This window comes from Methylorubrum zatmanii (assembly GCF_014845115.1).
Classification (GTDB): Bacteria; Pseudomonadota; Alphaproteobacteria; order Rhizobiales; family Beijerinckiaceae; genus Methylobacterium; species Methylobacterium zatmanii.
On sequence record NZ_NKUI01000002.1, the window covers coordinates 33,174 to 55,308 of the forward strand.

At 69.3% G+C, this 22,135-nt stretch carries 19 protein-coding genes and 1 pseudogene; 12 read left to right on the top strand and 8 right to left on the bottom strand.

The annotated features are described in order from the left end of the window. Positions 1-368 precede the first annotated feature (368 nt). Positions 369-1,535 carry a type III PLP-dependent enzyme gene (locus MZTS_RS00215; RefSeq protein WP_192280190.1) on the top strand — a complete coding sequence of 389 codons (1,167 nt, stop codon included), beginning with the start codon at positions 369-371 and terminating at the stop codon, positions 1,533-1,535. A 196-nt stretch (positions 1,536-1,731) separates the two neighbouring features. Beyond that, on the top strand, positions 1,732-2,283 hold the full coding sequence (locus MZTS_RS00220; RefSeq protein ID WP_009866975.1) for a GNAT family N-acetyltransferase: 552 nt from the start codon (positions 1,732-1,734) through the stop codon (positions 2,281-2,283). Positions 2,284-2,418: 135 nt separating this feature from the next. On the opposite strand, the gene MZTS_RS00225 is transcribed toward MZTS_RS00220, so the two are convergent. Beyond that, complete coding sequence (locus MZTS_RS00225) at positions 2,419-2,619, bottom strand: hypothetical protein (protein ID WP_009866976.1); 201 nt, start codon at positions 2,617-2,619, stop codon at positions 2,419-2,421. 275 nt (positions 2,620-2,894) lie between these two features. Here MZTS_RS00225 and MZTS_RS00230 point away from each other — a divergent pair, with 275 nt between their 5' ends. The 6 genes and pseudogenes from MZTS_RS00230 to MZTS_RS00255 all read left to right on the top strand — a co-directional run bounded on the left by MZTS_RS00230 (position 2,895) and on the right by MZTS_RS00255 (position 8,900). Beyond that, the gene (locus MZTS_RS00230; RefSeq protein WP_192280193.1) at positions 2,895-4,343 is read left to right on the top strand and encodes a homospermidine synthase; all 1,449 of its coding nucleotides are present in this window, start codon (positions 2,895-2,897) and stop codon (positions 4,341-4,343) included. Between the two features lie 105 nt (positions 4,344-4,448). Beyond that, a pseudogene (locus MZTS_RS00235) lies at positions 4,449-4,978 on the top strand (Uma2 family endonuclease). 72 nt (positions 4,979-5,050) lie between these two features. Continuing rightward, on the top strand, positions 5,051-5,614 hold the full coding sequence (locus MZTS_RS00240) for a Uma2 family endonuclease (RefSeq protein WP_009866605.1): 564 nt from the start codon (positions 5,051-5,053) through the stop codon (positions 5,612-5,614). A 25-nt stretch (positions 5,615-5,639) separates the two neighbouring features. After that, positions 5,640-5,981 (top strand): hypothetical protein, encoded by a 342-nt coding sequence (locus MZTS_RS00245; protein WP_009866606.1) that lies wholly within the window; start codon positions 5,640-5,642, stop codon positions 5,979-5,981. 5 nt (positions 5,982-5,986) lie between these two features. Then, positions 5,987-6,838, top strand: coding sequence for a DUF1206 domain-containing protein (locus MZTS_RS00250; protein ID WP_192280196.1), 852 nt, complete (start codon positions 5,987-5,989; stop codon positions 6,836-6,838). A gap of 100 nt (positions 6,839-6,938) precedes the next feature. Next, positions 6,939-8,900: an SDR family NAD(P)-dependent oxidoreductase gene (locus tag MZTS_RS00255; RefSeq protein ID WP_192280198.1), complete on the top strand. Its 1,962-nt coding sequence runs from the start codon at positions 6,939-6,941 to the stop codon at positions 8,898-8,900. A gap of 71 nt (positions 8,901-8,971) precedes the next feature. On the opposite strand, the gene MZTS_RS00260 is transcribed toward MZTS_RS00255, so the two are convergent. From MZTS_RS00260 to purM, 5 genes are all read right to left on the bottom strand, one after another. Continuing rightward, complete coding sequence (locus MZTS_RS00260; RefSeq protein ID WP_192280201.1) at positions 8,972-9,529, bottom strand: hypothetical protein; 558 nt, start codon at positions 9,527-9,529, stop codon at positions 8,972-8,974. Between the two features lie 131 nt (positions 9,530-9,660). Then, positions 9,661-10,587: an NAD-dependent epimerase/dehydratase family protein gene (locus tag MZTS_RS00265; RefSeq protein WP_009863743.1), complete on the bottom strand. Its 927-nt coding sequence runs from the start codon at positions 10,585-10,587 to the stop codon at positions 9,661-9,663. Continuing rightward, positions 10,588-11,595, bottom strand: a complete 1,008-nt coding sequence (locus MZTS_RS00270; RefSeq protein ID WP_192280204.1) for an MraY family glycosyltransferase — start codon at positions 11,593-11,595, stop codon at positions 10,588-10,590. Between the two features lie 204 nt (positions 11,596-11,799). Next, on the bottom strand, positions 11,800-12,459 hold the full coding sequence (gene purN, locus MZTS_RS00275) for a phosphoribosylglycinamide formyltransferase (RefSeq protein ID WP_192280207.1): 660 nt from the start codon (positions 12,457-12,459) through the stop codon (positions 11,800-11,802). Further along, on the bottom strand, positions 12,456-13,523 hold the full coding sequence (gene purM / locus MZTS_RS00280) for a phosphoribosylformylglycinamidine cyclo-ligase (protein WP_192280210.1): 1,068 nt from the start codon (positions 13,521-13,523) through the stop codon (positions 12,456-12,458). Before purM ends, purN begins: the two co-directional genes overlap by 4 nt. A 204-nt stretch (positions 13,524-13,727) precedes the next feature. Here purM and MZTS_RS00285 point away from each other — a divergent pair, with 204 nt between their 5' ends. From MZTS_RS00285 to ppx, 4 genes are all read left to right on the top strand, one after another. Then, entirely contained in the window at positions 13,728-14,822 is a 1,095-nt protein-coding gene (locus MZTS_RS00285) for an AI-2E family transporter (protein WP_192280290.1), read from the top strand. A 129-nt stretch (positions 14,823-14,951) separates the two neighbouring features. Next, a complete protein-coding gene (locus MZTS_RS00290; protein ID WP_192280213.1) occupies positions 14,952-15,680 on the top strand; it encodes a P-loop NTPase family protein in 729 nt (242 codons plus the stop codon). Between the two features lie 145 nt (positions 15,681-15,825). Then, on the top strand, positions 15,826-18,192 hold the full coding sequence (locus MZTS_RS00295) for an RNA degradosome polyphosphate kinase (protein ID WP_192280216.1): 2,367 nt from the start codon (positions 15,826-15,828) through the stop codon (positions 18,190-18,192). A 242-nt stretch (positions 18,193-18,434) separates the two neighbouring features. Next, positions 18,435-19,931 carry an exopolyphosphatase gene (gene ppx / locus MZTS_RS00300; RefSeq protein WP_192280219.1) on the top strand — a complete coding sequence of 499 codons (1,497 nt, stop codon included), beginning with the start codon at positions 18,435-18,437 and terminating at the stop codon, positions 19,929-19,931. A 52-nt stretch (positions 19,932-19,983) separates the two neighbouring features. On the opposite strand, the gene MZTS_RS00305 is transcribed toward ppx, so the two are convergent. Together MZTS_RS00305 and MZTS_RS00310 are read right to left on the bottom strand one after the other, a co-directional pair. Then, a complete protein-coding gene (locus MZTS_RS00305) occupies positions 19,984-20,283 on the bottom strand; it encodes a hypothetical protein (protein ID WP_192280222.1) in 300 nt (99 codons plus the stop codon). A gap of 370 nt (positions 20,284-20,653) precedes the next feature. Then, positions 20,654-21,856, bottom strand: coding sequence for a pyridoxal phosphate-dependent aminotransferase (locus MZTS_RS00310; RefSeq protein ID WP_009865073.1), 1,203 nt, complete (start codon positions 21,854-21,856; stop codon positions 20,654-20,656). Between the last annotated feature and the right edge of the window lie 279 nt (positions 21,857-22,135).

Below are 22,135 nucleotides of genomic sequence, written 5' to 3' on the forward strand. Positions count from 1 at the left end.
CGGCCGGCATCCGGGTGGCAACACCAGACCCCGACAACAACCGACAGCCGGAGGCGAAACCGGCGAACCCCGCTCTCCACGGGGGACGCAGCTTAAAGCAACGACGAACGGGCTTTTTTGGTCTCGTCGGCCCTCCAAAGGCCGACACCGAAGAGGCTTGTTTCTCCTTGCCCGGCGTGCGGTTGGGGATTCCCCATCCAATCCACGGCAGCTTCCGGGTGCTCTGCGCCCGCGCCCGTCACCGCGTCTCCAAAGCGCGTGGACGGTCGCGTCGCACCGCCCCCTGACGCCGACGGCTCGTTCGCGAGTCGTCTCGATTCGATCTCGCGCCCGAAGATGGCGCCTCGAACCTGTGGTGGGGACGACCAATGACCGATCGCATCCGCGATTACCTGCGCGCGCGCCGTGACCTCGGCCGGGACGAAGGTCCGGTGATGGTTCTCGACCTCGATGTCGTGCGCGAGAACTACACCGCCTTTGCCCGCGCGCTCCCGGATACCCGCGTCTTCTACGCCGTGAAGGCCAACCCGGCGGCGGAAGTGCTGCGCCTGCTCGCCGAGATGGGCTCGTGCTTCGATACCGCCTCCGTCGCCGAGATCGAGATGGCGCTTTCGGCCGGCGCCACCGCCGACCGCGTCTCCTTCGGCAACACCATCAAGAAGGAGCGCGACATCGTCCGCGCGCTCAAGCTCGGCATCCGCCTCTTCGCCGTCGATTGCCAGGCCGAGGTCGAGAAGATTTCTCGGGCCAGCGAGGCGGCCGGCATCGAGGCCGGTGACGTGCAGGTCTTCTGCCGCATCCTCTGCGACGGCGCCGGTGCCGATTGGCCGCTGTCGCGCAAGTTCGGTTGCGAGCCGGAGATGGCGGTGAACGTGCTGGAGCACGCCCACCGGCACGGCCTTCACGCCTATGGCGTCTCCTTCCATGTCGGCTCGCAGCAGGCCAACACGGAGGCCTGGGACGGGGCGCTCGCCTCCGCCGCGGCGATCTTCCAGGATTGCGCGCTGCGCGGCATCGGCCTGTCGATGGTCAATCTCGGCGGCGGCTTCCCGACCAAGTACCTCAAGCAGGTGCCGGGCGTGGAAACCTACGGCGACGCGATCTTCCGGGCGCTCACCAAGCATTTCGGCAACCGGATCCCGGAGACCATCATCGAGCCGGGCCGCGGCATGGTCGGCAATGCGGGCATGATCGAGGCCGAGGTCGTCCTGGTCTCCAAGAAGTCGGAGTCCGAGGACGAGGTGCGCTGGGTCTATCTCGACATCGGCAAGTTCGGCGGTCTGGCCGAGACCATGGACGAGTCGATCCGCTACGCGATCCGGACCCCCCGCGACGAGGACCGCACCGCCCCCTGCGTGGTCGCCGGCCCGACCTGCGACTCGGTCGACGTGCTCTACGAGAAGAACCATTACCCGCTGCCGGTCTCCCTCTCGATAGGCGACAAGGTCTGGATCGAGGGCACCGGCGCCTACACCACGACCTACGCGGCGGTCGCCTTCAACGGCTTTCCGCCCCTCGAGCAGATCGTGATCTGAGCGGCGGAAAAGCCTCGGGCGATGTGCGGTGCCGCGCACCGGCGCCGCCCACGCTCAGGCTTCGTTCACGCCTCTTCCTTCAGAAGTGCCGCGCGCCTCACGAGACGCGCCGTTGCTGTGTCCCGGACGGCCTGCCGCTGGCAGGTGCGAGGGCTGTTTTCTCCCACCGATTCGGTGACCTTGGGAGGGTACGGCCATGGTTCAGATCCGCGATGAGATCGCCTCGGATGGCGCGGCCCGCGAGCGCCTGCTCGACACGTGCTTCGGCCCGGGTCGCTTCCTGAAGACCTCGCAGCGCCTGCGCGAGGGTCGCCTTCCCGCCCTCGCCCTGAGCGCGGAGCAGGACGGCACCCTCGTCGGCACCGTGCGCCTGTGGGATGTGGAGACGGCCTGCGGCCGGCCGGCCCTGCTGCTCGGCCCGCTCGCGGTCGATCCGGCGCTCCAGGGGCAGGGCCTCGGCGCGGCGCTGATGCGTGCGGCCATCGCCCGTGCGGCGGAGCTCGGTCACGGCGCGGTGCTGCTGGTGGGGGATGCGCCCTATTATGCCCGCTTCGGCTTCGCGCCGGAGAAGGCCGCCGGCCTCTACATGCCCGGCCCGTTCGAGCGGGAGCGCTTCCTCGGCCTGGAACTCAAGGCCGACGCGCTGGCGGGCGCCGAAGGTGTCCTGCACGCGACCGGGGCGTTCGAAGCGGTTCCGGAGTTCGCGGCCGAAGCCGCTGCCCAGGCCGCACGACGACAGGCCGCCTGAACCGGGACCGGGCTCCCGTCTGGGATTGTTCTCCGCCGAAGCCGGAGCCGGTTCGGCGGAGGGGGGGTGAGCCCGGCCTCGCTCAGTCGTTCCGGTTCGATCGGAACGGCGGCCGGAGGGGCCAGCACGGCCGTTTCAGCGATGATAGGGCCAGGCCGTCGCGGAGAAGGACAACCGGCTCGCGCTCTCGTGGTAGGCGCGGGCCTGACTGGCTGCTGCCCGCAGGGTCCGTCCGCCGCCACGCACCAAGGTGCTGAGAAGCGTAATGATTCCTGGGTCGCGGTCGATGGACTCGACTTCCGGGTGAATGGATGGGGCGGTGAGGACGGTCAGCATGGCTCGATTCCCTTGTGCGTGCTGTCTGCCCTTGGGCGTCACTCCCTTGTTGCGCTGCAATATAGGCCGTTTTGATCCGGTCGCCTCCACGGCGGTTTGATCTCAGCCTTGCACGAAACTCATAGCCCGTCGCCCGACCCTTCACCCTCCTGCAAGATTCCGGTGAAGGGACCGGTTGACCGGAGGACGTCGAACCGTCATCCGCTCGTCATTTCCAAGCATCAAAGCACGCCGCTCTCATCTGGAGAGCAGCCCTGACTAAGGAGTTCCGCGCCATGTCCGACCATTCGAACAAGGATTGGCCTGTCCATGGCCGTATCACCGGCCCGATCGTCATGATCGGTTTCGGTTCGATCGGTCGCGGGACTCTTCCCCTCATCGAGCGGCATTTCGAGTACGACAAGAACCGCTTCACGGTCATCGATCCGGTCGCCACCCATAAGGACCTGGCCGACAAGCACGGCCTGCGTTTCGAGCAGGTGGCGCTGACCAAGGAGAACTACCGCGACGTTCTCACGCCCCTGCTGACCGAGGGCGGCGGCCAGGGCTTCTGCGTGAACCTCTCGGTCGACACCTCCTCGCGCGACATCCTCGAACTCTGCCGCGAACTCGGCGCGCTCTACATCGACACGGTCGCCGAGCCCTGGACCGGCTTCTACTTCGACAAGGAGCTGAGCCAGGCCGACCGCACCAACTATGCGCTGCGCGAGAACATCCTCGCTGCCCGCCGCGCCGCCCCCGGCGGCCCGACCGCCGTCTCGTGCTGCGGCGCCAATCCGGGCATGGTCTCCTGGTTCGTCAAGCAGGCGCTGCTCAACATCGCCAAGGATACCGGCTCGACCACCCCGGAGCCGAAGACCCGCGAGGAATGGGCCGCGCTGATGCGTGAGCTCGGGGTCAAGGGCGTCCACATCGCCGAGCGCGACACCCAGCGCGCCAAGCATCCGAAGCCGATGGGCGTGTTCGTCAACACCTGGTCGGTCGAGGGCTTCGTCTCCGAGGGCAACCAGCCGGCCGAGCTCGGCTGGGGCACGCACGAGACCTGGAAGCCCGAGAATGCCCGCGGCCAGGAGAAGGGCTCGCGCTGCGCGATCTTCCTGCTCCAGCCCGGCGCCGACACCCGCGTCCGCACCTGGGTGCCGACCGCCGGCGCGCAGTTCGGCTTCCTCGTGACCCATAACGAGGCGATCTCGATCTCGGATTACTACACGGTCCGCGAGAACGGCGAGGCGGTCTACCGCCCGACCTGCCACTACGCCTATCACCCGGCCAACGACGCCGTGCTCTCGCTGCACGAGATGTGGGGCAATGCCGGCAAGGTGCAGGAGAAGCAGCACATCCTCGACGAGAACGAGATCGTCGACGGGATCGATGAACTCGGCGTGCTCCTCTACGGCCACAAGAAGAACGCCTACTGGTACGGCTCGCAGCTCTCCATCGAGGAGACCCGCCGCGTCGCCCCCTACCAGAACGCGACGGGCCTGCAGGTGACCTCCGCCGTGCTCGCCGGCATGGTCTGGGCCCTGGAGAACCCGGAGGCCGGCATCGTCGAGGCCGACGAGATTGATTTCCGCCGCTGCCTGGAAGTCCAGACCCCGTATCTCGGCCCGGTCGTGGGCGTCTACACCGACTGGACCCCGCTCACCGACCGTCCGGGCCTGTTCCCGGAGGACATCGACACGAGCGATCCCTGGCAGTTCCGCAACGTGCTCGTGCACGGCTGATGCGATGAGCGGGTCGCCCTGTCCGGGGCGGCCCGTTTTCGTTATGCTGACGGCGTTCGGATCGGAGGCTGATCGAGGGCTGTGCCGGCGCGCCGCGACACCCGCATGCGGGTCGCCGAGTATCGGGATTGGGCCGCCACCCGCCCGGACCATGAGCGCTGGGAATTGATCGACGGCGTGCCGGTGATGATGTCGCCCGCAAAGGGCCGGCATCAGCGCATCGTCACCAATCTCATCAAAAAGCTCGATGACCTCGCCGAGGGCCGGGGTTGCGGCGCCTATCCCGGCCTCGCGATCCTGAGCGAGGCCATGGACGATTACGCGCCCATTCCTGACGTGGTGGTGCAATGCGGTGAACCGCCGGAAGACGGTTATACCAGTGATCCCCTGCTCGTCGTGGAAGTCCTGTCCCCCTCGACCCTGATCTGGACCGTGGGCGCAAGACCGAGTTCTATCAAACGATTCCGTCGCTGGCCGTGCTGCTGCTCGTGCATCAGAACGAATCGCGGGTGGAGGTCTGGCGCCGCGCGCCGGACTGGACGGTTCAGGTCGCCGGCCCGGGCGATGTCATCGACCTGCCCGAACTCGCCGGCGCCCTGTCCCTCTCAGAGATCTACGCGCGGATCGCACTCTGATCTCAACCTCCCGGCCGGCTTGCCTGCCGTGAGGGCAATGCTAGCATCGGGGCTGTTTTCGGAGGCCCCTCGATGGCGCTCGCCCTTCGGCGCGACCCCGGCATGCGGGTGGCGGAGTATCAGGCCTGGGTCGCTGACCGGCCCGATGAGGAACGCTGGGAGCTGATCGACGGCGAGCCGCTCCTGATGGCGCCGCAGAGCGAGCGGCATCAGCTGATCGTGCTGAATTTGACCCGCAGGCTCTCCGATATGGTTCGGGGCCGTGGCTGCCGTGCCATTCCCGGCATCGCCGTGCCGAGCGACACCATGGACACCTTCGCGCCGATCCCGGATGTGGTGGTGCGCTGCGGCCCGCCGCTGAAGGACGGCTATGCCCGCGATCCCATTCTGGTGGCGGAAGTGCTCTCGCCCTCGACCATGAGCCGGGATCGCGGCCTCAAGACCGATTTCTATCTCGGCATCGCCTCGCTCCGCGTCTTCCTGATCGTCTATCAGGACGAGCCGCGCGTCGAGGTCTGGCGGCGCGGTTCCGAGGGCTGGAGCTTCGGCGCCCATACGGTCGGCGACGTGGTCGAGCTGCCTGAACCCGGCGGCCGCTTGGCCGTTGCCGACATCTATGACGATATCGCCTTCTGACGACGAACCCGCGCGGGACCCCGCCTTGCCCCATTTCGAAGACTACTATGCCAACAAGCTGCGCGGCACGCTCGGGGTGACCGACGCCGAATCCGTGCTCGATCTGCGCGGGACCAACCGCCCGACCGCGGAAGCGTCGCTCACCGACATGCTGGAGCGCAGCCGCTTCGCCAAGGGCAAGACCGTGGCGATCCGCCTCGATCCGCCGCCGGAGGGCGGGGGCGAGACCCTGTTCCAGCCGGTCGGGCGCCAATTGCTCGATGCCAAGCGCCGGGGCTGGATCGAGCGGCTGCAGACGCTTCCGGCCCAGGATGGGCTCGGTTTCTACGTCTCTTTGGCCGGCAAGCCTGATCGCGAGCGCGACTGACCGGCATGGCCTGGAGCCGGAACGACAACGCGTTGGAGCATCTCGCCCGCCTCGGTTACGGGGCGCGCGGCTTCGTCTACTGCGTCGTGGGCGCGCTCGCCCTGCTCGCCGCCCTCGGCCAGGGCGGTTCGGCGGGGGACAGCAAGAGCGCCCTGCGCGCGGTGCTCGGCGGCCCGTTCGGGGTCGTGATCGTCGGGCTGATCGCCCTCGGTCTGGCGGGCTTCGCCCTGTGGCGCCTCGTGGAGGGCGTGACCGATGCGGACCGTCGCGGGCGCTCGCCCAAGGCGCTCGCCGTACGGGGCGCCCACCTGATCAGCGCCGTGATCTATGCCGGCCTCAGCCTCACTGCGGCCCGGCTCGCCTTCGGCATCGGCCGCGCCTCCGCCGGTGGCGACGGGGTGCGCGATTGGACCGCGTGGCTGCTCGATCAGCCCCTCGGCCCTTGGCTGGTCGGGATCGTCGGTCTGGGGATCGGCGGCGCCGGTTTCGGCTACGCCGCCAAGGCCTGGAAGGGCCATGTCACGGAGCGCCTGTCCCTTCCGGCGGGCTCCGAGCGCTGGACCTGCCATCTCGGCCGCTTCGGCTACGCAGCGCGGGGGCTGGTGTTCCTGATGATCGGCGGCTTCGTGCTCGCCGCCGCCTGGACCCAAGCCTCCTCGGAGGCGACCGGCCTGTCGGGGGCCTTCGCCGCCCTGCGGGCGCAGCCCTATGGCTGGGTGCTGCTCGCCATCGTCGCCGCCGGCCATTTCGCCTTCGGCGCCTTCGGCCTGATCCAGGCCCGCTACCGCCACATCGATGCCCCGGATCTCGGCGATGCCGATGAAGCCGTCGCGAAGGCGATGCACCCGTCGCGTTGACATCGTTCCGGGCGGCGCCGATACCGCCCCCGCCTGGAGCGTCGGCCTTCCGCCGAAAAGCGGTCTCCCTCGTTCGGCCGATGCTCTGACACAAAGCACCATGCAGAAGCGCACCCTCAAGACGGCGGTGATGGTCGTCCACGATCTCGCCGCCACCGCGGCGGCCGTGGTGCTGACCTTCGTCTTCCGCTTTCAGGACGAGGCCCTGGCCGAGCGTCTGCACGCCCTGCCGCTGCTCCTGCCGCCCTTCCTGGCCTATGCCGGGCTGATCTACGCGTGGTTCCGGCTCTACCGCACCAAGTGGCGCTTCGCCTCTCTGCCGGATCTCGCCGGCATCGTGCGGGCCGCCAGCGTGACGGCGCTGACGCTGCTCGTGCTCGATTACGTGCTGGTCTCCTCGAACCTCTACGGGTTCTACTTCTTCGGCAAGGTCGCCATCGCCCTGTACTGGGTGCTGCAGATTTTCCTGCTCGGCGGGCCGCGCCTCGCCTTCCGCTACCTGAAATATGCCCGCTCCCGGCAGAGCCAGGCCCGCGCCGCCACCACGCCGACCCTGCTGCTCGGCCGCGGCGCCGATATCGAGGTCGTGCTGCGGGCGATCGAAGCCGGCTCGGTCAAGCGGCTGTCGCCCAAGGGCATTCTCTCGCCGCGGGCGGACGAGGCCGGCCAGATGATGCGTGGCGTGCCGGTGCTCGGCGGTTTCCGCGATCTGGAGCGGGTGGTGGCGGATCTGGCCGGGCGCGGCCTGCCTGTGCGCCGGCTGGTGGCGACACCGAGCGCGCTCGCGCCCGAATCCGAGCCCGACGACCTGATCGCCCGCGCCCGCCGCCTCGGCCTGCCGCTCGCCCGGGTCACCAGCCTCGGTGAGGGGATGCGCGACGCGGAGCTGGCGCCGCTGGAGATCGAGGATCTGCTGCTGCGTCCCACCGTCGCCATCGACCGGCCGCGCCTCGAACATTTCCTGGCCGGCGCCCGGGTGGTCGTGACCGGCGGCGGCGGCTCGATCGGCTCCGAGATCTGCGCCCGGGCGATCGCCTTCGGCGCCGCGGCGCTCCTCGTGATCGAGAATTCCGAGCCGGCCCTCCACGCCGTGCTCAACGGACCGGCCCTGCTCCATGCGGAAGCCGAGGTCGCGGGTGCGCTCGCCGACATCCGCGACCGCGAGCGCCTGCACGCGATCATCCGCGACTTCCGCCCGACCTACGTCTTCCATGCCGCCGCGCTGAAGCAGGTGCCCTATCTCGAACGCGACTGGGCCGAGGGCATCAAGACCAACGTGTTCGGCTCGATCAACGTCGCCGAGGCCACGGTGGCGGCGGGGGCCCGGGCCCTGGTGATGATCTCGACCGACAAGGCGATCGAGCCGGTGTCGCAGCTTGGCGTCACCAAGCGTTTCGCGGAGATGGTGGCCCAATCCCTCGATGCGGAGCGGAGCGGGCCGGAGGCGACCCGGCTCATCGCCGTGCGCTTCGGCAACGTGCTGGGCTCGGCCGGCTCGGTGGTGCCGGTGTTCAAGGCGCAGATCGCCCGAGGCGGCCCGGTCACGGTCACCCATGCCGAGATGGTGCGCTACTTCATGACCGTGCGCGAGGCCTCCGACCTCGTGCTCACCGCCGCCTCCCACGCCGATGCCGAGGGCCGGAGCGAGACGGGGGACCAGCGCGCGGCGGTCTACGTGCTCAAGATGGGCCAGCCGGTGCGGATCCACGATCTCGCCGAGCGGATGATCCGGCTCGCGGGCTTCGAGCCGGGCGAGGAGATCGAGATTCAGGTCACCGGCGCGCGGCCGGGCGAGCGGCTCAACGAGATCCTGTTCGCGAAGGAGGAGCCGCGCGTGACGCTGGACGGCATCGACGGGGTGATGGCGGCCAAGCCGGTCTTCGCCGACCGCGCCGTGCTGGACGGCTGGATCGCCCGCCTGCACGCGGCGGTGGCGGCCGGTGACCGCGCGGCGGCGGACGCCGTGTTCGAAGAGGCGATTCCCGGGTTCCGCGAGCGGGCGCGCAGCGTGCCGAAGACCGACCTTTCCACATCGCCAGAGGTGGTCATCCCGGCTGCTTAGTAGACGCTCGTTCGGAAGCCGGACCGAAGGGTTGCCCCGAAAGGTGAACTTCCGGCTTTCGCAACGCTGCTTCAGCCGACCGTTTTGCGCTTCAAGAACCCGATTGCTGAAGACATGACGGCTCCTGTGGTGCCGGCAACCTCGGAAACCGTGTTCAGCGCCGTCGTCCCAAACCCCGCTTCGGGAGGGGTCTGGGCTAATTCTTGTACGACTACTTCGGCTCTGACGCGATGGGCCGCGAGTTGAATCACCCGTCGATCATTTTCCATCAGGGCCGCGATGCCGATATCGGTCATCGCGACGAGAGACGCTCCATCGCAAAAGCGAACCTCGATCAGCGCCTTCTGCTTGGGTCCGCTGTCGAGTGCATCGAGACCAGCCCCAAGTGCCGAGGCGGCCACATTGACGGGCGTCGACAAATCGAGCTGCTGTGCAAGGGCCAAACCTCCACGCAAGCCGCCCAGCATCTGACCGATTGTCGATTGTTTCTCGCCGACGCCGCCGTGCACGACGATCTCCGCGATCGTTTCAGCACCACGATCCGGCATCCCGGGCAGCTTGAAGAGCCCCGTATCATACTCGCCGCTGCCCCGACCGCATTCGCCGGCTACGATCGTCAGGTCCGCCATGTCAGGACTTCTCGTGGTTCGAGCTAGGGTTGTATAATCCTCTTTGCGTTGAAGCCACGAAGCACGGAATGGACGTGGTTTCACAGCAACCGCTTTGGCAGGACGCGTGACAGGTCTGCAACAGGAGGGCTTCAGCCGTTCTCTCCCCGCGCCAGCGCCGCCAGTCCCTCCCGCGTCTCCTGTGCCGGGCGCCAACCCAGGGCCGTCAGCCCCTCGGCGCGGGCGATGAGCGAACCGGCAAGGCGGTCGAAGCTGGCCTCTCGGCCGGTGGCGCGGCAAGCGAGCCCGATCAGCGGGACCGGGCAGGGCAGCAGGCCGGGATTCCGGCCGAGACCGGTGCGCAAGGCAGACATCATCTCGGGCAGGGTCAGCGGGTCGGGATCGGCCACGATCAGCGGCCGCTTCAGGGGGCTTGGCGACTCCAGGACCGTGACCACCGCCTCCGTCAGGCTCTCGAGCGAGACCAGCGAGCGGCGTCCCGTCAGGCTCGCGAGCGGCAGAGGGTAGGGCGAGCGGGCGAGGCGGAGCAGCGCCGCCATGTTGCCCTTCACCCCCGCGCCGTAGACGAGCACCGGGCGGAGCGCCACCCAGTCGAGGCCGATCTCGGCCAGCGCCTGCTCCGCCGCGAGCTTGGAGCGGCCATAGGCGTCGGTCGGGGCCGGCGCGTCCGTCTCCGACAAGGGGGAAGAGGCGCTCGGGCCCGATTGCGCGCGGATCGAGGACAGGAAGACGAAGCGTCCCACCTTCGCCCGCTGCGCCGCCTCGGCGAGATGCCGGGTGGCCTCGGTGTTGGAGCTGCGGAAATCGTCCTCCGGCGCGCCGGACATGGCGTGGGCGAGGCCGGCGGAATGGACCACGGCATCGGCCCCGGTCAGAGCCGCCGCCATGTTCATCGGCCGGGCGAGGTCGCCCACCACCGCGCCGCTGGCCCCTTCCGGCACCTCCACCGGCCGGCGCAGCAGCACCCGCACCCGGTAGCCTCGGGCCGAGAGCGCCCGCAGCAGGTGGCGCCCGATGAAGCCCGTCGCCCCCGTCAGCGCGATCAGCTTTCCGCTCACTCACAGCCCCTTCACGCGCGGCCGCGCGAAGCGGCGCAGCAGCCAGCCGACCAGCCCCGCCGCGAGGGCGAGGCAGGCCAGCGTGACCGCCGGGCGCGGCCAAAGCAAGGTGGCACCGGCCAGCCCGGCCAGCCCGACCTGTACGGCGAAGACGGAGCCGACCACCTCGGAGACCGGGAAGCCGTTGACGGTGGCCACTTGGTAGAAGTGGCTGCGATGGGCCTGCCACACCTTCTCGCCGCGCCGCAGGCGCCACAGCAGCGTCAGCGTCGCGTCGGCGAGGGGATAGAGGGGCAGGATCACGGCGGCGGCCAAGCCGCCCTCGGTGGCGAGGCGGAACAGCAGCCACGCCACGATCAGGCCGAGGGGCAGCGAGCCGACATCCCCCATGAACAGGCGCGCCACCGGACGGTTGAACGGGGCGAAGCCGAGGAGGCCGCCGAGCAGGGCGCCCGCGACGAGGGCCGGGGCCGGGGCAAAGGCGCCGACGAGGCCGAGGAGGGTGAGAAAGGCGGTCACCGGCACGAACTCGGCCAGCGTCATCCAATCGAGCCCGTCCATGAAGTTGACGAGGTTGACGAACCACAGGCCGGCGAGGACCGCGACACCCCGTTCCAGCCAGAGCGGCATCTCGGGCAGAAGCCGGCCCTCTGTCGCGATCACCAAGGCGGCGACGGCCCCCGCCTGGATCACGAGCCGGAGGGAGGCCGGCAGGGGGCGGATGTCGTCGACGGTGCCGACACCGGCGAGCACGAGGGTGGCGAGCATGAGCGCCGGCCATTCGGCGCCGCCGGGCGCCACGCCGCCCGGCAGGGCCAGGAGCCCCGCGACGGCGAGGGTGGCGGCGATGATGGCGATGCCCCCGCCCTGGGGCGTCGGCACCCTGTGGCTGGATCGGGCGTTCGGCCGCGCCAGGGCATAACGCTGGAGCAGGGGCTTCAGCGCCACGATCAGCCCGGCGGATAGGAGCCCTGCCAGGGGCACGGCGAGGAGGGGGGCGAGGCTCATCGGGGCGCCGGAAGGGCAGGGGAGACGAAGGATGGCGTGCGGATCGGCGGATCGGACCATCCCATCCATGCCCTCATCCTGAGGTGCCGCGAAGCGGCCTCGAAGGATGGTCCAGGATTCGCGCGGGGTCTGGATGATCCTTCGAGGCCCGCTGGCGCGGGCACCTCAGGATGAGGGGGGATGGACGACTCGTCGAACGATATCTCAGAGCGAGAGCAACGCATCTTCCGCCGCGCGGGCGCGCTCGGCGAAGCGCACGCGCCCGCCGTCCAGCACCGCGCCGCCCGAAGCGATCAGCGCCACGGCCTGGGGGTAGAGCCGATGCTCCTGCACGATCACCCGGGCGGCGAGGCTGTCGGCATCGTCTCCGGGCAGAACCGGCACCGCCGCCTGGGCGACGATGGGCCCGGCATCGAGTTCGGGGACGACGTAATGGACGGTGCAGCCGTGCAGGCGCATGCCCGCTTCCAGCGCCCGCTCATGGGTGTGCGTGCCCTTGAACAGCGGCAGCAGGGAGGGATGGATGTTGATCATCCGCCCGCTCCAGGCCTCGACGAAGGCATCGGTGAGGATGCGCATGAAGCCGGCGAGCACGATCAGCTCGATGCCGGCGGCGTCGAGTTCCGCCTGGAGCGCCGCGTCGAAGCGCGCCCGGTCGGGGAAGGCCTTGTGATCGACGGCCCGCGCCGGGATCCCCGCGGCCTGCGCCCGTGCGAGACCGGCGGCGTCGGGGCGGTTCGAGAGCACGAGCACGATCTCGGCCGGGTAATCGGGGGCGCGGGCCGCCTCGATCAGCGAGACCATGTTCGAGCCGCGTCCCGAGATCAGGATCGCGACCCGCTTCTTCGCAACCGGAACGGTCACAGCGCCAGATGCCCCGTGAAGGTCACCGGCTCCGCGCCCCGCTCGGTGATCTGCCCGAGCCGGACCGGCGCCTCGCCCGCCTCGGTGAGCGCGTCCGCCACGGCTTCCGCCGCGTCGGAGGCGACCACCACCACCATGCCGATGCCGCAGTTGAAGGTGCGCAGCATCTCCGCCTCGGCCACGCCGCCCTCGCGCGCCAGCCAGCCGAAGACCGGCGGCACGGCGAAGGCCGCGAGGTCGATGTCGATGCCGACGCCCTCGGGCAGGACGCGGGGGAGGTTGTCGGGGAAGCCGCCGCCGGTGATGTGGGCGAGCGCCTTGATGCCGCCGGCCCGCTTCAGGGCGGCCAGCAGCGGCTTCACGTAGATCCGGGTCGGCTCCAGCAAAGCCTCGCCGAGGCTGCGGCCCGGCGCGAACGGCGCTGCGGCGTCCCAGGACAGGCCGGTCTTGGCCACGATCCGCCGGACCAGCGAGAAGCCGTTCGAGTGGACGCCGGAGGAGGGCAGGCCGAGCACGACGTCGCCGGGCAGGATGCCGGGGCGGGGCAGCAGGGTGCCGCGCTCGGCCGCGCCCACCGAGAAGCCGGCGAGATCGTAATCGGCGCCGTCATAGAGGCCCGGCATCTCGGCGGTCTCGCCGCCGATCAGGGCGCAGCCTGCCTGCCGGCAGCCCTCGGCGATGCCGCACACGATCTCCGCGCCCACCCCCGGCACCAGCTTGGCCGTCGCGTAATAGTCGAGGAAGAACAGCGGCTCGGCGCCCTGCACGACGATGTCGTTGACGCACATCGCCACGAGGTCGATGCCGATCGTGTCGTGGCGCCCGGTCTCGATGGCGATCTTCACCTTGGTGCCGACGCCGTCATTGGCGGCCACCAGGATCGGATCCTTGAAGCCGGCCGCCTTGAGGTCGAACAGGCCGCCGAAGCCGCCGATCTCCGCATCCGCTCCCGGCCGGCGCGTGGAGCGCACCAGCGGCTTGATGGTCTCGACGAGCGCGTTGCCCGCATCGATGTCGACGCCCGCCTGCGCGTAGGTGAGCCCGTTCCCGTCCTGCGCCGTCATCGCCGCCCCGTCGTCCGGTTCTGTCTGGTCATGGAGAAATCCGCTGCCACATCGCGCCGCGAATGGCCACTGTCCCGTGCGCAGGCGGCCCGCTCTAGCACAGCATCATGGGCCGCCGCCCGCCGCAAGATCGCTTCGCCTTGACCCGGAAGGCCGCGCTTCCCAATGTCCCGGCCGGACGAACTGGGTAAGGACGAGACCTCGATGCGCGGCCGGGCAATCATCGGGCTCTCCATTCTCGCGGTCCTGATCTTCCTGCTCTACGAACTGCGGGAGGTGATGCTGCCCTTCGTGGCGGGGCTGGCGCTCGCTTATCTGCTCGATCCGCTGGCCGACCGGCTGGAGCGGCTCGGCCTCGGGCGGCTCGCCGCGACCCTGCTGATCCTGGCGGGCTTCGTGGTCGGCTTCGTGGTGCTGCTCATCATCGTGGTGCCGCTCGCCGCCAGCCAGATCGCCTCCCTCGTGAACGCCCTGCCGGCCATGGTCGCCCGGCTGCAGAGCATCCTCGTGGAGCGCGCCGGGCCGCTGCTGCAGCGGGTGGGCGGCGCCGAGGTCGTCAACGAGCTGCAATCCTCGGTCGGCACCCTGGTCGGCCAGGGCGGCACGTGGTTCCTGGCCTTCCTCAAGTCGCTCTGGACGGGGAGCCAGGCGCTCGTCTCCATCGCCTCGCTGCTCGTGGTCACCCCGGTCGTCGCCTTCTACGTGCTGCACGATTGGGACCGGATGATCGCCACCCTCGACGGTTGGGTGCCGCCGCGCCACCGCCCGACGGTGCGGCGGCTGGCCGGGGAGATCGACGGGGCCGTCACCGGCTTCGTGCGCGGGCAGAGCTTGGTCTGCCTGATCCTCGGCAGCTTCTACGCGGTCGGCCTGTTCCTGGTCGGGCTGAATTTCGGCGTGCTGATCGGGCTGATCTCGGGCTTTCTCACCTTCATCCCCTATGTCGGCACGCTCACCGGCTTCATGCTCTCCATCGGCGTCGCCCTGGTGCAATGGTGGCCGAGCGGCGACTGGCTGCATATCGGCCTCACCCTCGGCGTGTTTCTGGTCGGGCAGTTCCTGGAAGGGAACGTCGTCTCGCCCAAGCTGGTGGGCGATTCGGTCGGCCTTCATCCGGTCTGGCTGATGTTCGCGCTGCTCGCCTTCGGCTCGCTGTTCGGTTTCCTCGGCCTCCTGCTCGCCGTGCCGGTCGCCGCCTCCATCGGCGTCGTGGTGCGCTTCGGCATCGAGCGCTACCTGGAAAGCCGGCTCTACCGCTCCGACGGGCCGGTGCTCATCACCGATGGAGAAGAGGTTTGACGTCGGCCGTTAGGAGAATCGCCGTCCGTCCGGTCTAAATGTCTCTCACGAAACTCCCGCTGCGCTGTCGTGGCCAGAGGGGAAACGGTGCGTCCTCGGGAGTTTTGCGAGGCACTCTAAGAGGCCACCATGCGCGATACCGCTCCCCCGAAGCAGCTCGCCTTCGACCTGCCCCTGGACCCGCGCTACGGCGCCGAGGATTTCCTGGTGAGTCCGTCGAACGAGGAGGCCTATGCCCTGATCGAGGCATGGCCGGACTGGCCGGACACCGTATTCCTGCTGCGCGGCCCCGCCGGCAGCGGCAAGAGCCATCTCGCCTCGATCTGGGCGACGCGGGCCCAGGCCTGGACGGTCTCGGCGTCCGAGGTGAACGACACCAACGTCGCGCATCTGATCTCCAACGGCGCCCTCGTCGTCGAGGATGTCGACCGCGAGGCCGGCCGTGACGAGGCGGCTCTGTTCCACCTGCTCAACCTCGCCCGCGAGCGGCGCTTCCCCGTGCTGCTCACGGCCTCGGCGCCGGTCGATGCCTTCGGGCTGCGGGTGGCGGATCTGCGCTCGCGCCTGCGGCTGGCGCCGGGGGCGGAGATCGGTCCGCCGGACGACGCGCTGATGAAGGCGGTGATCGTCAAGCTGTTCGCCGACCGTCAGCTCGGGATCGATACCTCGGTGGTCGATGCCCTGGCGCTGCGCATCGACCGCTCGCTCGCCCGGGCCCGCGAGGTCGTGGCAGAGCTCGACCGCGACGCCCTCGGGCGCCGCCGCCGCATCACCCGGCCGCTCGCCCTCGCCGTGCTCGACCGCCTGGGAGAGGCCGGCGCGCCGGAGGAGGACACCGAGGACGACGCCGAGGCGTGAGGACGGGAGGGCCGGCCCCGGTGGTTGAGACGCGGGCGAACGGCGTCACAGCCCTCGACCCATTGTCACGAAACCGTCAAACAAGGGCGGCCGGCTCATGATAGGGAGCCCGCCTGTCCGGAGAGAGTGGAAGGGAGCCCGCGCGTTGTCGGAAGTGGAATCGGATATCGTCGCCCCGAACGCGGAGGTGGCCGAGGCCGAAGAAACCAGCCTTGCGACCGAGCGCGGCGTGCGCAGCGCCACCGCCCGCGCCCGCACGGCCCGCGCCGCCCGCATCCTCGCCGCCGAGAAGGCCGGCGAGAAGCCGGCCGAGCCCGACAATACGGGGGAGAGCGATGCGGCGGAGGCTGCCCGCGAGCCCGTGCTGGAAGCCGGCCGCTCCCTGCGGCACTCGCCCGAGCGTTTCGTGAACCGTGAGCTGTCCTGGCTCCAGTTCAACCGCCGGGTGCTGGAGGAATCCGCCAATCCCAACCATCCGCTGCTGGAGCAGCTCCGCTTCCTCTCGATCTCGGCCAACAATCTGGACGAGTTCTTCATGGTGCGCGTCGCCGGCCTGCACGATCAGGTCCGCGCCGGCATCGTGGTGCCGTCGCAGGACGGGCTGACGCCCTCCGAGCAGCTGGCGCGGGTCGGCAACGAGGTCTCGCGCCTCGCCCTCGACCAGCAGGAGCGCTGGCGCGCCCTGCGGGAGGAGCTGAACGCGAACGGCATCCATCTCGCCGATCCGGCCGAGCTGTCGTCGGAGCATCTCGCTTGGCTCGACGACTATTTCCTCACCTACGTCTTCCCGGTGCTGACGCCGCTCGCCATCGATCCGGCCCATCCCTTTCCGTTCATCCCGAATCTCGGCTTCACCGTCGCGCTGATGATGGTGCGGCCTCGGGACGGGCGCACCCTGCGGGCCTTGATCCGCCTGCCCTCCCTGCTCGACCGCTTCGTGCGCCTGCCGGACGTGGAGGGCGACGGCACCGCCCGCTTCATCGCCATCGAGCAGGTGATCGCCAAATATGCGAGCCGGCTCTTTCCCGGCTACACGCTCAAAGGCCAAGGCGCCTTCCGCGTGGTGCGCGACTCCGACCTCGAAATCGAGGAGGAGGCGGAGGATCTCGTCCTGCACTTCGAATCCGCGATCAAGCGCCGCCGCCGCGGCGTGGTGATCCGGCTGGAGATCGAGGCGGGCATGACGGAGGAGCTGCGCGCCTTCGTCGCCGACGAACTGGAGATCGCCCCCGATTCCGTCTTCGTGGTCGAGGGGATGCTGGCGCTCAACGAGTTGTCGCAGATCGTCGGGATCGACCGGGCGGACCTGAAGTTCAAGCCCTACAATCCGCGCTTCCCCGAGCGGATCCGGGAATCCGGCGGCGACGTCTTCGCCGCGATCCGGCAGAAGGACTTCATCGTCCACCACCCCTACGAGTCGTTCGACTCGGTGGTGCAGTTCCTGTCCCAGGCCGCCCGCGACCCGAACGTGGTGGCGATCAAGCAGACGCTCTACAGGACCTCCTCGAACTCGCCGATCGTCGCGGCTTTGGCCGAGGCGGCGGAGGCCGGCAAGTCGGTGACCGCGCTCGTCGAGCTGAAGGCCCGCTTCGACGAGGAGGCCAATATCCGCTGGGCGCGCAACCTGGAGAAGGCCGGCGCTCAGGTGGTGTTCGGCTTCGTCGAGCTGAAGACCCACGCCAAGCTGTCGATGGTGGTGCGCCGCGAGGGCGACCGCCTCGTCACCTACTGCCATGTCGGCACCGGCAACTACCACCCGATCACCGCGAAGATCTACACCGACCTGTCCTTCTTCACCGCCGACCCGGCCATCGCCCGGGACGTGTCGCGCATCTTCAACTTCATCACCGGCTATGCCGAGCCGGCGGAGCTGGAGCGCATGGCGGTCTCGCCGCTCACCCTCAAGCCGCGCCTGTTGCAGCATATCGAGGAGGAGATCGCTCACGCCAAGGCGGGGCGCCCGGCGGCGATCTGGATCAAATGCAACTCCCTGGTCGACGGCCAGATCATCGATGCGCTCTACGATGCCAGCCAGGAGGGGGTGCAGATCGATTGCATCGTCCGCGGCATCTGCTGCCTGCGGCCCGGGATCCCGGGCCTGTCCGACACGATCCGGGTCAAGTCCATCGTCGGGCGCTTCCTCGAGCACGAGCGCGTCTACGCCTTCGGCAACGGCGCCGGGCTGCCTCACCCGAAGGCCACGGTCTATATCTCCTCGGCCGATCTGATGCAGCGCAACCTCGACCGCCGGGTCGAAGCCCTGCTGCCGATCACCAACCCGACGGTGCATCAGCAGGTGCTCGACCAGATCATGCTGGCCAACCTGCTCGACAACCGGCAGAGCTGGCGTGTACTGGCATCGGGTGCGAGCGAGCGGATCAGCCCCGCCGACGGTGAGGAGCCGTTCAACGCGCACAAGTACTTCATGACGAATCCGAGCCTGTCCGGGCGCGGGAAGTCGTCGAAGAAGTCGAGCCCGCGGGCCTTGAGCCGCCGGGCGCACCGGTCCTGACGGCGCCCCGGCCCGTCACCATCGCGGGTGCTCCGTTCGCGGGGGCACCCCTGTCTCGATCGGCGGCCCCCGCGCGTCGCCGATCGCATCGCTCGACGGGAGACGAGACGGGGCCGGCAGGCGTCCTCCGGGCGTTCCGGGCCCGGCTTCGGTCGGGATCCATGCCGCTTGGTACGAGGGACATGCATGGGCCCGACACGTTCCCACCTGATGCTTGCCCTTAAGCCGAACGGCCGGCCCTGATGACGACCGCACCCACGCTCGCCCCCATCGCGATCATCGATATCGGCTCGAACTCCGTGCGGCTCGTCGCCTATGACGGGCTCCGGCGCGGGCCGACGCCGCTCTACAACGAGAAGGTCCTGTGCGGCCTCGGCCGCAGCGTCTTCTCCACGGGCCGCCTCAACGAGGATTCGGTGCAGCGGGCGCTCGCGGCCCTGCGCCGTTTCCGCGTCCTGTGCGACACGATGCGGATCGACCGCATCGTCGTGCTGGCGACCGCCGCCGCCCGGGACGCCGCCAACGGCCCGGCCTTTCTCGAGGCGGCGCGCGAGGCGCTCGGCCAGGAGATCCAGCTTCTCTCCGGGCGACGCGAGGCGGAACTGTCGGCGCTGGGCGTCGTCTCCGGTTTCTACTCGCCCGACGGCGTGGTCGGCGATCTCGGCGGCGGCTCGCTGGAACTCGTCGATGTCCACGGTACGACGGTGGGCCAGGGCGTGACCATGCCGCTCGGCGGGCTGGCGCTCCAGGATCTCTCCGAGAATTCGCCGAAGAAGGCGCGCAAGATCGCGCGGGAGCATCTGAAGAAGGCCGAGCCGCAGCTCGATACCCTGCGCGGGCGCACCTTCTACGCCGTGGGCGGCACGTGGCGGGCCCTGGCGCGGCTGCATCAGGCCGCCCGCGGCTACCCGCTCCACGTCATGCACGGCTACGCCGTGGAGCCGTCCGACGAGTTGAGCTTCCTCGAAATGGTCGAGGCGAGCGACGCCGCGACCCTGCAGGAGGTCGAGACCATCTCCGAGGCCCGCCGTCCGCTCCTCGCCTTCGGAGCCGTCGTCCTGGAAGAGATCATCCGCCTGGGCCGCCCCCGCGAGATCGCGATCTCCGCCTTCGGCGTGCGGGAGGGCTTGCTGTTCGAGCAGCTCGACCGCGACACCCGCGCCCTCGATCCGCTGATCGTCTCGGCGCAGGACCTGAACCTGCAGCGCGCCCGCTCCCCCGGCCATGGCGAGGAGCTGCGCGACTGGACCGACCACTTCATCGCGACCCTCGACGGCCCGGAGACCGCGGGCGAGCGCCGCCTGCGCCACGCCGCCTGCCTGCTCTCGGATATCGGCTGGCGGGCCCATCCCGATTACCGGGGCGAGCAGAGCCTCAACGTGATCGCCAACGCCGCCTTCGCCGGGATCGACCATCCCGGCCGCGCCTATCTCGCCCTGTCCGGCTTCTTCCGCCACGAGGGCGTGGCGCCGGAGCGGGCGAGCTCGACGCTGCGCAATCTGGCCGGGCCCCGCCTGTTCGACCGGGCCCGCCTCGTCGGCGCCCTGATGCGCGTCGCCTTCCCGGTTTCCGCCGGGATGGAGGGGCCGCTGAAGCGGATCCCGATCGCGGTGGAGGACGGCAAGGTTGTGCTGCGCCTGCCCGCCGAACGGGCGGCGCTGAACGGCGAGCGCCTGCTGAACCGCGTCCGTGGCCTGGGGCGCGTGATCGGCCTCGACGGGCGGATCGAGATCGTCTGATCGCGTATCCTCCCCGGCCGCGACGGTGCAGCGGGAGTTTCGTGAGAGTCGCTCAGCCCGACAGGCGCGAATGGGCGATGGCGATCTCCTGCTCGGCATTGGCCATCAGATAGGAGATCCGGGCGGCGTCGAGATTGGCGTCGAGGAGGCGCTGGAGCAGGGCGGCTTCGGAGCCCGGTTTCTCGCTGTCGCTCGGCCTCGGCAGCAGGCGCAGAAGCAGTGGGCTGGAGATCTGCTCGCGCACCAGGCCCTTATGGCTGGCGAGGCGCCGCAAACGGCCGGCGAGGTCGCCCAGCTTCGCTTCCGGCAGATACTGGCGGGCGGAGGCGCGATTTCTGTCGGACAGGGGCAAGGTTGCAACCTTCGAGCGGTCAGGCTCGACGGCTACCCTCTGCTCCGTTCGTTTTTGTTTGAGAAAGACCGTTAACGATCTCTGGATCGCGAAAACGTGGTGGGCCTTGCGCCGGGATCGCGGTTCCTGTTCCCCGCGCTCCCGACGCGCCTGCAGCCGCTCGGCCCACTGAGCGTCACAGGATCGGCGCAGAGAACTGGTCCGCACCGCCCCGTCACTGCAGGCCCCGCCGCCACGCAGGCCCGAGAGGGCTCGCGAAACCATCGGGCGCATCGGCCGCGGGGAGGGGCCGATGTAGAGGTCCGGGCTGCCCTGGGCAACCGCGCAGCGGCTCTGCTTCGCGGTTGCGACGCTTGGTCCCGCGTTGTCTTCAGCGCAGCGAGCCGCAGAAGCGCTGGATGCGCCGGCAGGCCTCCTCCAGGGTCTTGTTGGAGGTGGCGTAGGAGATCCGCAGGTTCGGGCCGAGGCCGAAGGCCGAGCCGTGGACGGCGGCGACGCCCTCCGCCTGCAGCAGCTCCGTGACGAAATCCTCGTCCGACGCGAGGGTCTTGCCGGATTCGGTCGTCTTGCCGATCAGCTCGGCACAGGACGGGTAGACGTAGAACGCGCCTTCCGGCACCGGGCATTTCAGGCCGTTCGACTGGTTGAGCATCGAGACGACGAGGTCGCGCCGCTCCTGGAACGCCGCCTTGAAGCGGGCGAGGTGCTCCTGCGTGCCGTCGAGGGCGGCCACCGCCGCCCATTGCGAGATCGAGGAGGCGCCCGAGGTCTGCTGGCCCTGGACGAAGTCCATCGCCTTGATCAGCTGCTCGGGGCCGGCGGCGTAGCCGATGCGCCAGCCGGTCATGGCATAGGCCTTCGAGACGCCGTTCATGGTGAGCGTGCGGTCGTAGAGGCCGGGCTCGACCTGGGCCGGGGTCACGAACTCGAAATCGCCGTAGGTCAGGTGCTCGTACATGTCGTCGGTGAGCACCCAGACATGCGGATGGCGCATCAGCACGTCGGTGATCTTCTTCATCTCGTCGCGGGTATAGGCCGCGCCGGACGGGTTCGACGGCGAGTTGAGGATGATCCACTTCGTCTTCGGCGTGATCGCCCGCTCCAGCTCCTCGGGCTGGAGCTTGAAGTCGTGCGCCATGTCGGTCTCGGCGAAGACCGGGGTGCCGCCGCACAGGATCACCATCTCCGGATAGGAGACCCAGTAGGGGCGCGGGATCACCACCTCGTCGCCGGGGTTCAGGGTGGCGAGCAGGGCGTTGTAGATGACGTGCTTGCCGCCGGTCCCGACGATGGTCTGCGAGACCTTGTAGTCCAGGCCGTTCTCGCGCTTGAACTTCTTTACGATCGCCTCGCGCAGCGGCACGATGCCGGAGACGGGCGGGTACTTGGTCTCGCCGCGGCGGATCGCGTCGATCGCCGCCTCCTTGATGTGATCGGGCGTGTCGAAGTCCGGCTCGCCGACCGAGAGGCTGATGACATCCATGCCCGAGGCCTTCAGCTCGCGCGCCTTCTGGGTCATCGCGATGGTCGCGGACGGCTTCACCCGTGAGAGGGCGTCGGCGAGAAAGCCCATGGGATATCTCCGAGAGGGTCTTCGAGGGGTTGACGGCCCGGACGGCGTTCCAGGCTTTCCGGCCCTCCTAATCATGCACCGCGGCACGGGCAAGCGCGGCCGATCCGAGAGGGCTTGTCGCGTCGAGCCCCCGGGAAGCCCGGCTGCGATGTCGCTGCGGGCCGGTTCGTCCGATCAAAAGATCTGCAATTTTTCTCAAGCGGGAAGGAAGAGTTTTTCAGGCGTGCGCGGGAAAGGTTTTCGGGTATTGTCGCAAGCAAGAGGTGCAGTTTCTTGCAG